The organism is Pseudomonas sp. LJDD11 (assembly GCF_024584215.1).
In the GTDB taxonomy this organism is placed as follows: domain Bacteria; phylum Pseudomonadota; class Gammaproteobacteria; order Pseudomonadales; family Pseudomonadaceae; genus Aquipseudomonas.
Genome location: NZ_JANJFL010000050.1, coordinates 1 through 9,906 on the forward strand (window position 1 = coordinate 1; position 9,906 = coordinate 9,906).

The window sequence follows — 9,906 nt, forward strand, 5'->3', positions numbered from 1 at the left end:
CACGGTGATGTTCTTCACCGTGCCAGGCACCTCGCGGCTGTTGCGGTAGCGCAGCCAGCCCAGCTTGGGCAGAAACAGGCGGCTGTTGGTCTGGTCGAGCTTGATCTGTTTCGGGTCGGGATAGCGGAAACTGTCGCGCCGCCCCGTCTTCTTGAACCGGGGAAAGTCGGCTCGCTTGGCGAAGAAGTTGGCGTAGGCCCGTTCCAGATCCTTGAGGCTCTGTTGCAACGGGTGAACAGGCGCATCGGCCAGCCATGCGGTTTGCGGGCTATTGCGCCATTCGGTCAGCAACTTGCACAGGCCCGCATAGCCGAGCTTCTTCTCGCCTTGCTCGTGGCGCTCCTTCTGCAACGCCAGCGCCTTGTTGAAGACGAAGCGACAGGAGCCGGCAAAGCGGCGCATTTGCCGCTCCTGCTGGCCGTCTGGCATGAGTTCGTACTTGAAGGCTTGAAGTCGTTGCATGCTGCTCTTGAGCCATGAGCAATGAAGACGCCATTAGGCGCGGACGGCACGGTGTTTTCAAGGTGCATGCCCATGGGGTCTTTGTAACGAAAGATCGCTGTAGAGGGGCATACTGTGTCGCCGTATTACTGCGCATCATCCTGTGGCGGTGCATCCATCGAACAGCAGCAGCCCCCACTGCGACCGAGGACGGCTACGCCGTCCGCGCTATCCTTCCCCGCCCTGAACGGCGGGGCTTGTCGCGCCTCGATGGTCAAGGCGCACACTGGTTATACGCTGCAGAAGTATCGGCATGACCTTCGGCCAATGGCGCCAACAGGCACGTCGGTATGCCGCCATGTACGTTTTTTCGCTAGTCCAAACATCATCAATCCTCGTTCGGCACCAGCGGCGTATCCAGCACCTTCTGATAAAACACCAGATCCAGCCACTGGCCAAACTTGTAAGCCGCCTCGCGGATCACTCCGCTGCGTTCAAAGCCCATCCGCTCATGCAAGTGAATGCTCGCCTGGTTACCCAGGTCGATACCGCCAACCAGCGTATGCACACCGCGTGAGCGTGCCTGTTCGATCAGGCTGCCCAACAGGTATTTACCCAACCCGGCACCGCGATGATCCGGGTGGATGTACACCGAGTGTTCGACGCTGTACTTGTACGCGGCGCGGGTGCGGAAGGTGCCGTAGGTGGCAAAGCCCAGCAGTTGACCTTGCTCGCCTTGCACACCGATGACCGGAAAGTTGCCGGCGCGCTTGGTTTCGAACCACGCCTTCATGACGCTGATATCCCAGGGCTGGTAGTCGTAGAGCGCAGTAGAATGGCGAATTTCGTGGTTGAAGATGTCCAGGATGGCCTGCGCATGGTGCTGTTCTGTGCAATCGATCATTTGCATTTATGACGCTTCCCGGCTAAAACACAATTAGAGACGATTCGTATCCTATAGTGGATTTTAAATCATGAGAAGCCCAACCGAGACGCCAAGATGACGGCCAGCCCACCCAGCATTGATGATCTGATCGCCCGGCGTATTGCTCACCTGCGCACGCAACAACGGCTGAGCCTGGCGCAATTGGCAGAACGTTCCGGCGTCAGCAAGGCGATGATTTCCAAAATCGAACGCCTGGAAAGCAGCCCCACCGCCGTGGTGCTGGGCAAGCTGGCCGCCGGGCTGGGCATAGCCCTGACCGAATTGCTGGCCGACGACACGCCCGATGATGCATCGCGGCTAAGGCGGCGCGACGAGCAGGAAACCTGGCGCGATCCGTCCACCGGCTATCTGCGCCGACAGGTAGCGGAGCTTGATGAGGCCAGCGGCAGTGAACTGGTCGAGATCGACCTGCCGGCCGGCAGCCGCATCGACTATCCGCGCTGGCAGGCCAATGCGTATCGGCAGCGGCTATGGCTGCTGGAAGGTGAACTGCAGGTCACCTATGGCGAGCAGGTCTATCAATTGCAAAGCGGTGATCACCTGGATTTCGCGGTGGATCAGCCGGTGAGCTTTGTAGCGTCTGATGCTCGGGGCTGCCGGTATTTGCTGAATATTCTGCATGCTCGGACCTGAGGCCGGCCCGGCAAGTGGCGCAGACCATCATCTTTTGCCGCTCTTGAACGCCAGCATCCCGCCCAGCACGACCATGATCGATCCACCCACGACCCACCTGTCCGGCACTTCGGCAAAAGCGAACACGCCCACCAGAGTGGCAAACACCAGCAAGGAGTAGTTGAACGGTTGCAGGGTCGAGGCTTCGGCGTATTTAAGCGACTGGATGAGTAGCAGTTGCGCGCTGACGCCAGTGACGCACAGCACGCCGATCAGGCTCCACTGCACAGGGCTGGGTTCAACCCAGTTGGCCAGGCCGAAACCGCTGGAGGCCAGCGCGCCGACCACGCCCATGTACAGGGTGTTGGTCGCAAAACTGTCAGTGCCGCCGATCTTGCGGCTGAGCACGTTGAACACCGCAAAACACAACGCCGCGGCCAGCGGGATCAGCCCGGCCAGATCAAAGGCAGCAGCGCCAGGGCGCAGAATCACCAGGGTGCCGGCAAAGCCGATCACCGCCGCGACGATCTGGCGGCGGCTGACCCGCTCGCGCAGGAAGATCACCGCAAGGGCGATGGCCAGTAGCGGGAATACTGCATACAACGCATGAGTTTCCGCCAGGCCCAGGTAGCGCAGGGCCAGGGCAAACAGGGCCAGTTCAATAACGCCCAGCAGACTGCGCAGTATCTGAAAGCCCCGATGGCTGCTGCGGGCGGCCACCCGCAGCCCACCTTGTCGCCAGGCCAGCACCAGTGCCAGCAGCACGAAGACCCAATAACGCATCATCACCAGTTGCGCAGCGGGCAGGTCGCGGATCAGCAGCTTGGTAATACCGTCCTGGCTGGCGAAGATCAGCATCGATAACAGGCACAGGGCGATCCCCAGGCGGGTGCGGTTGACAGGCGGGTTGTCAGCGGTGGTGAGCATGAGGGTGGCTGCATCCAGTCGAAAGATGCCGCAGGTATAAGCCAGGCAACGGATAGCCAATTGTCTATGGCGGACATCGGACGCAATCAGGTATGCGCAGGTCGTTTCCGACGATCTGGCAGGCCGGGCGGTTGTCCGGCCCGGCCTGCTGTCGGTCAGTCTTCAGCCACCAGGTAGGTGCTGACCATCATCCGTGCCGGGCGAGCGGCCACGTAACCGAGGATCGCCGCGACCATGGCGTTGCCCTTGGACTCGTCGCCCAGCACGCACAGCGCCGCCAGCGCCATGGCAAAGCCGATGCCGACAAAGCGCAGCAGGACATTGCGATTCACCGAACGCACGCTGTCGCCGAGAAACTTGTAGGCCGGCAAGTACGCCAGGCTGATCAGGACCCCGATCAGCAGCGCGTTTATCAGGTACTGGATATTGAAGACACTGATGATCGCCACAATCATCAGCCATGCGTACAGACTCTCGATTACGTTGTGTCTGGACATCGACGCCTCCTGATCCCTGGTAGGGCTGTTGCCCACCCTCGTGTGGAAGAGCCCCCGTTGCGGGGGCTCATGAATCAGGTTAGGCGCTGTATGGCAAATGGGCCAATGGCCGATGACCGATTTTACCGGCCACGACCGCCCTACTCCCGTCCGGCGCGCCACTCGCGCAGGCGCAGGTTGGCCTTGGCACCGATGCTCAATAGCGGCTGGGGCGGCAGTTTCTTCGGCTGCTCGTAACCGCTGAGGATCTGCACCATCCGCGAATCCAGACCCAGCACATTCTCTGCCGCCGCAATACCGGCCGCGGTGGATTTCGACGCACCCAGGCCGTTGCAGGCTATGGCGGCGTACAAGCCGTTTTCGACCTCGCCAAACACCGGCACGCTGTTGACGGTCAGCGCCATCGGCCCACCCCAGCGGTATTGCATCTGCACATCCGGCAGGCCCGCAAAGCGTGTGGCGAACTTCTGGTCGTGGACCCTGCCCGCCGCGCGAATGTGCCTTTCGCTGATTTCCAGCCCCGCGTGGTACGAATACCGCGAGCGAATCAGCAGCCGGTCGCCCTGCTCGCTGCTGATCCGCCGCACCGTGGTGCCCATCGGCAAGGCTGGTGTGGCGGCCCAGTCACGCTGGCCACTGAGGCGCCTGGTATCGAACGGTTCGCTCAGCGACGCGTAGGTGAACACGTGCAGCAACGTGCCCTTGAACAACCCGAAGCTCTCGGCATGACCGTTGTTGGCCAGAATGATCTTGCCAGCGCTGACCGTGCCTTGCGGGGTCTTCAATTGCCAGGTGCTGCCGGTCTTCTCGAAACGCTGCACCGGGGTATTCTCGTACACGCTCACCGGCGCGCGCAGCCCATCGGCCACCGCCCGGATATACGCTGCCGGCTGAACCATCACGGTGCCAGGCATGAACAGCCCTGAGGTGTACATCGGGCAGCCGGTGACCTCATGGATCTGGTCGCCGTCGAGAATGCGGTGCGCCTCGCCCAGGCCGTCGAGCTGTCTGGCGTAGCTGCGGATGTGCTCATCGCCCTTGGCGCTGATCGCCACGCTGTAGCGACCGCAGCGGTCGAGAACCTCACGTCCCCAGCCAAACTCGTCGGCCATGTCGGTGGCCAGCCCAATGGCCGTGCGGTACAGGAAAATGTCGCGCCGGGCGCGCTCGGTGGAGGTGTCACCGAAGTCTTCGGAACTGACTTCGTGAGGCAGGTCGATGATGAACCCCGAGTTGCGCCCGGTGGCGCCCTCGCCGACCACACCGGCTTCCAGCACCGCGACCTTGAGGGTCGGGTCCAGTTGTGACAGGCGCCGGGCGGCAGACAGGCCAGCAAAGCCGGCGCCGATGATCGCCACATCGACACTGACCACGCTGCTCAACGACGGAGCCGGCTTGCGCTGCGCGAGCATGGCGACCCAGCCCGACAGGCTGTTGTGCTTGGGAAACTTCGATGCCACGTACATAGCTGCTGCTCCGCGACGGTCAGGCCAGGCTGGTTTCATAAGCGGCCAGCGGCGCGACCACCGCCTGCAGGTGCTGCAGCTTGTCGGCCGACAAACGGGCCAGCGGACGGCGCGGGTTACCAGCGGCGTAACCGGTGATTTCGGCGGCGGCATACACCGACTGCACATAATCACCCTGCCAGATCAGCGACATGACCGGCTCCAGCTCACGCCAGATTTCCCGCGCGCGGTCCCATTGTTTTCCCAGCGCAGCATTGACCAGCGCCACACAGGTGCGCGGCGCAATATTGGCTCCGCCCCAGATCAGCCCGGCCGCACCGGCATATAGCGCGTAGGGCACCAGCGGGTCAGCACCGTTCATGGTCGGCAGACCGGTGCGGATCAGCGCCGCCTGGGCCGCCAGGTCACCGCTGCTGTCCTTGACCGAGACAAAGTTGGGGATTTCGCTCAGTTGTTTGAACAGCGAAGGCGTCACTTCCACACCCACCGCCTGTGGCACGTTGTAGCCAATGATCGGCAGCCCGGCCTCACTGACGGTGGAGTAGAAATCGATAATGCCCTGGTCATCGGTCGGGCCTTCGAAAAACGGCGGCAAGACCATCACGCCATTAGCGCCGACGCTGGCCGCGTGCCGGGTGCGCTCGACCACCTCGTCAGCCAGCAGTGCGGAGGTCTGGGCAATGATGCGGGCACGGCCATTGATGACCCTGGCGCCAAACGCTACCAGTTCCTTGGACTCATCCTTGCTCAGATACACATGCATGCCGGTACCGGAACTAAGCACGAAACCCTGAATACCTGCCGCGAGATAGCGCTCGATCAGTTGCTCGAAACGGGCATAGTCAATCTTGCCCTGAGCATCGAATGGAGTGGTGATGGCCAGGTTGATACCGGAAAACTGGAATGCAGACATTGAGTCGCGCCTCTTGTTGTTCGTGATGTCGTTGCAGGTCAGCCAAAACCAGGCCGCAGGCAGCCAGCAGACGCTGTCGAGAGATCGACAATGCCCGTTGCAAACCTGGTGGCTGAGCCTCGATAACGCAGGTGAGGAAGTTGCAAATAACCCCGCTTCAGCAAGTAAATGGCCTGCGCGGGCTGAGTTAAAGAGTAATTACGAACAGCAGAGGGTTACAGCGACATTTATGCCCATCAATTGATGAGCTGGCGTTATGCATTGGCTTCAATAAACTCGTCTGGCCTATCACTGGCGAACTGTTCCAGCAGCCAGTCGCGTAACAGGCAACAACTGAGGTCGCGGCTTTTGGCCTCGTTGAAACTCAGGTAATGCCGGGTTTCACGGTGCACCAATTGTTCAGCCACCGGGCGCACCAGCAGGCCCTTTTGCAGATACGGCTCGACCAGATAGTTCCAGCCCAGGGCCACGCCCTGATGGGCCAGGGCCAACTGGATCAGCAGGTTGTAGTCGTTGGAGTTGAAGTAATGCGGCGCATCGCTGGCGCGGGTCTTGATATCGATGCTCTGGTAGGCGAACCACACGCCCCAGTCGACATGTTCGGCAATCTGCGAACGGCCGAACGGACTGAGGTTTAACAGCGCGCCATCGCGAATGCCGGTCAGGCTGCGCAGTTGCGGGTGTTGTTCAAGGTATTGCGGGGTGCACACCGGGTAGATGACATCACAGACCAGCGGCTGGCTGTGATAGCCCTCGTGGGTCTTGGCGATCTTGCAGATGATGATGTCCGGGTTGACGCCGTTCTCCATCACCAGAAAGTTCTGGGTCACCACCAGATTGATGTCGATTTCCGGGTAAGCCTCGAAAAACGCCGGCAAGCGTGGACCGAGCCAGAAATTGGCAAAGGCCGAAGAACAACACAGCGTTACCACCTGCTTGGGGTTCTCGCTGCTGCGAATGCGGTCAGCGGCCTGGGAAATATTGGTAAACGACAACTGCACCGCATCGAAGAAAATCGCCCCGGCTGCGGTGAGTTCCACGGTGCGCCCGGCGCGATTGAACAGCGCGGCGCCCAGGTGTTCTTCCAGCTCGCGGATCTGTCGGCTGATCGCCGCCTGGGTCACGCACAGCGCCTCGGCGGCACGGGTAAAGCTCTGATACTTGGCCGCTGCCACAAAGGCTTTGACCGCCCGCAGGGAGGGCATTTTGATCAGTGCCTGATCGGGCTCGGTGTGTTTGACCATAACCTTAGGTAATCAATTGACTATAGAAAAATTTGATTTTTATACCTGATGCCTCGCCCTAGACTGATCGCAAGCAGCAGCGATAGCAGCGCAAGATTTCGCCAGAGCCTAGCTCAATTACCTGAAACCTTGAACAGATTAATTCAGGAATCCGCCCTGCGTGCAATAAACGGCCCACGCAATAAGAGCCTCAGCTTATTTGGAGTGCACATAATAATGTCCCGCATCAACGCTGTATTAGACCTGATCAAACAACGCAAGGCGCAACATGCACTCCCTGGTGCGGTTTATAACGACCCGGCTGTTTATGAGCAAGATCTTGAGCAAATCTGGCACCGTGAATGGATCTTTGCCGGGCATACCTTCGAACTGGAAAAACCCGGCCAGTACCTGACCCTGCAGATTGGCAGCTATCCGATCGTGGTCATTCGCGGCAAAGATGGCGAAATCCGGGCCTTCCATAACGCCTGTCGCCATCGCGGCTCGAAGGTCTGCACCGAGGCCAAGGGCAAGGTCGCCAAAATGGTCTGCCCCTATCACAAGTGGACCTTCGAGCTGGACGGCAAGCTGCTGTACGCCGGCCACATGGGCCCGGACTTCAACCCCGCTGATCACCATTTGAACCCGGCGCACTGCGAGGTGGTGCACAGCTATATCTATGTATGCGTGGCCAAGGTCGCGCCGGATTTCGAAAAATTCCGCAGTGCCGTTTCGCCGTTCATTGGCCCGCACTACCTGGAAGACTGCAAGGTCGCTTTCGAAGCCAGTCTGGTGGAAAAAGGCAACTGGAAGCTGGTCTTCGAAAACAATCGCGAGTGCTACCACTGCGACGGCACCCACCCGGAATTGCTCAACTCTTTCGTTGAGAACGTTTCGGTCCAGGGTCTGGGCGGCGAAGAGGATCTGGAACTGGCCGAACACTGGAACACCTGTGAAGCCGCAGGCCTGGCCAGCCGGATCAATATGGACCCCAATGGCCAGTTCCGCATGACCCGCATTCCGCTCAATCATGGCGCCAGCAGCTACACCATGGACGGTAAACCGGCCGTGGCCCGGCGCCTGGATCGCAGTGGGGTGAACAACATCGGTGCGCTGCTGTACTTCAACTACCCCTCCACCTGGAACCACTTCCTGGGTGACCACGCGCTGAGCTTCCGGGTGCTGCCGCTGGGGCCTGGTGAGACCGTGGTGACCACCAAATGGCTGGTGCCCAAAGACGCCGTGGAGGGTGTGGACTACGAGATCGAGCGGTTGACCAAAGTCTGGATGGCGACCAATGACCAGGATCGCATGTTGGTGGAAGGCGCGCAGGTCGGCGTGACCTCCCCGGCTTATCAGCCCGGCCCGTATTCGCCCTTGGTGGAAAACGGCGTCTGCCAGTTCGTCGACTGGTACAGCGAACTGATGATCCGCCGCCTGAGCGAAGCGGGTAACAACCGTATCGTCTGAGCCATACCTAAGCCGCTCCTAAGGGCGATGAGACGATTGGAATCAGGCAATAACGCATCACCCAATAACTACAATATTACCCCCGGTGCGTAGCCGCGAAGGGATCCACTTCCCTTACAACAGAAGTATCTGCGTACCGAACTGACTCACGTTCAATTTGAACGGACTGCCAATTTACCTGAGTGTGCGAAAGGATCTTCCTGCGCATGTTTGATTAATTGGTCATAACGATAACAAGAGGGTCGTATGAGCCAAGCGGACGAAATTCTTTCGGTCAACAATATATTCAAGGTGTTCGGTCCCAACCCGAACATGGCCATGGACATGCTGCGCCAGGGCGCCGACAAGAATGAGATTTTCAACAAGACCGGCCACGTGGTCGGGGTCTTCGATGCCAGCTTTTCAGTCAAGCGTGGCGAGATCTTCGTGATCATGGGCCTGTCCGGCTCGGGCAAGTCGACCATGGTGCGGCTGTTCAACCGGCTGATCGAACCCACCTCCGGCAGCATTCATCTCAACGGCAAGGAAATCACCGGGCTGTCGGACAAGGACCTGCTTAACGTGCGCCGCAAGGACATGGGCATGGTGTTTCAATCCTTTGCCCTGATGCCGCACATGAGTGTGCTGGAAAACACCGCCTTCGGCCTGGAAATTTCCGGCGTATCCGAGCAAGAGCGCCATGCCCGGGCCAGTGAAGCGCTGCGTCAGGTGGGCCTGGCCGGTCACGAATACAGTTACCCGCATCAACTGTCTGGCGGTATGCAACAACGGGTCGGCCTGGCCCGCGCGCTGGCCAACGACCCGGCGATCCTGCTGATGGACGAGGCCTTCTCGGCCCTCGACCCGTTGATTCGTCACGAGATGCAGGGTGAACTGATCCGCCTGCAGGCCGAGCAGCAACGCACCATCATTTTCATCTCTCATGACATCGAAGAAGCCATTCGGATCGGCCACCGCATCGCGATCATGGAAGGCGGTCGGGTGGTGCAGATCGGCACCCCGCAAGAGCTGATCAATCAGCCGGCCAACGACTACGTACGGACCTTTTTCAAGGGCTTCGACAGCTCGCGGGTGCTCAAGGCCGGTGATGTGGCGAAATTCGATCCGGCCAGCGTGTGCAAGGTCAACGGCAAAGCCGCCCAATTCAGCAGCGGCGGTTCGTACGGTTATCTGGTGGACGAGAAAGGCCAGTTACTTGGCGTCGTCGATATCGATGCCTCGGGCGCGGTAAGCCCCCACGTTGCCGGTTCCAGCCATGACCAGCACAAGCAGAACCCGGTGTACACCGACACCCCGCTGCACGAAGTGCTCGGCATCGTCGCCCGCCTGCCCTACCCGGTTCCGGTACTGGACCGTGGCGGTGCGTTCAAGGGCACGATTTCCAAGACCCTGTTGCTCCAGACCCTGAGCC

At 60.1% G+C, this 9,906-nt stretch carries 10 protein-coding genes; 3 read left to right on the forward strand and 7 right to left on the reverse strand.

Features of this window, described 5'->3' with window-relative positions:
• A partial coding sequence (locus NRB16_RS28440) for a helix-turn-helix domain-containing protein (RefSeq protein WP_257107510.1) occupies positions 1–462 on the reverse strand: 462 nt, incomplete at its 3' end.
• Between the two features lie 367 nt (positions 463–829).
• Entirely contained in the window at positions 830–1,351 is a 522-nt protein-coding gene (locus NRB16_RS28445) for a GNAT family N-acetyltransferase (protein ID WP_253118146.1), read from the reverse strand.
• Positions 1,352–1,441: 90 nt separating this feature from the next.
• On the opposite strand from NRB16_RS28445, the gene NRB16_RS28450 reads away from it, so the two are divergent.
• A complete protein-coding gene (locus NRB16_RS28450; protein WP_253142999.1) occupies positions 1,442–2,020 on the forward strand; it encodes a helix-turn-helix transcriptional regulator in 579 nt (192 codons plus the stop codon).
• A 27-nt stretch (positions 2,021–2,047) separates the two neighbouring features.
• Here NRB16_RS28450 and NRB16_RS28455 read toward each other — a convergent pair whose 3' ends face one another.
• From NRB16_RS28455 to NRB16_RS28475, 5 genes are all read right to left on the reverse strand, one after another.
• Positions 2,048–2,926, reverse strand: a complete 879-nt coding sequence (locus NRB16_RS28455; protein ID WP_253118148.1) for a DMT family transporter — start codon at positions 2,924–2,926, stop codon at positions 2,048–2,050.
• Between the two features lie 155 nt (positions 2,927–3,081).
• On the reverse strand, positions 3,082–3,423 hold the full coding sequence (locus NRB16_RS28460; protein ID WP_045490728.1) for a hypothetical protein: 342 nt from the start codon (positions 3,421–3,423) through the stop codon (positions 3,082–3,084).
• 140 nt (positions 3,424–3,563) lie between these two features.
• Positions 3,564–4,889 carry an FAD-binding oxidoreductase gene (locus NRB16_RS28465; protein ID WP_257107511.1) on the reverse strand — a complete coding sequence of 442 codons (1,326 nt, stop codon included), beginning with the start codon at positions 4,887–4,889 and terminating at the stop codon, positions 3,564–3,566.
• A gap of 19 nt (positions 4,890–4,908) precedes the next feature.
• The gene (locus NRB16_RS28470; RefSeq protein ID WP_257107512.1) at positions 4,909–5,802 is read right to left on the reverse strand and encodes a dihydrodipicolinate synthase family protein; all 894 of its coding nucleotides are present in this window, start codon (positions 5,800–5,802) and stop codon (positions 4,909–4,911) included.
• Positions 5,803–6,056: 254 nt separating this feature from the next.
• Complete coding sequence (locus NRB16_RS28475; RefSeq protein ID WP_253118151.1) at positions 6,057–7,046, reverse strand: LysR family transcriptional regulator; 990 nt, start codon at positions 7,044–7,046, stop codon at positions 6,057–6,059.
• A gap of 216 nt (positions 7,047–7,262) precedes the next feature.
• Between NRB16_RS28475 and NRB16_RS28480 the strand changes: the two genes are divergently transcribed.
• Positions 7,263–8,495 (forward strand): aromatic ring-hydroxylating dioxygenase subunit alpha, encoded by a 1,233-nt coding sequence (locus NRB16_RS28480; RefSeq protein WP_253143003.1) that lies wholly within the window; start codon positions 7,263–7,265, stop codon positions 8,493–8,495.
• Between the two features lie 246 nt (positions 8,496–8,741).
• Positions 8,742–9,906, forward strand: a 1,165-nt coding sequence (proV, locus tag NRB16_RS28485; RefSeq protein WP_257107513.1) for a glycine betaine/L-proline ABC transporter ATP-binding protein ProV, incomplete at its 3' end; no start/stop codon positions are given.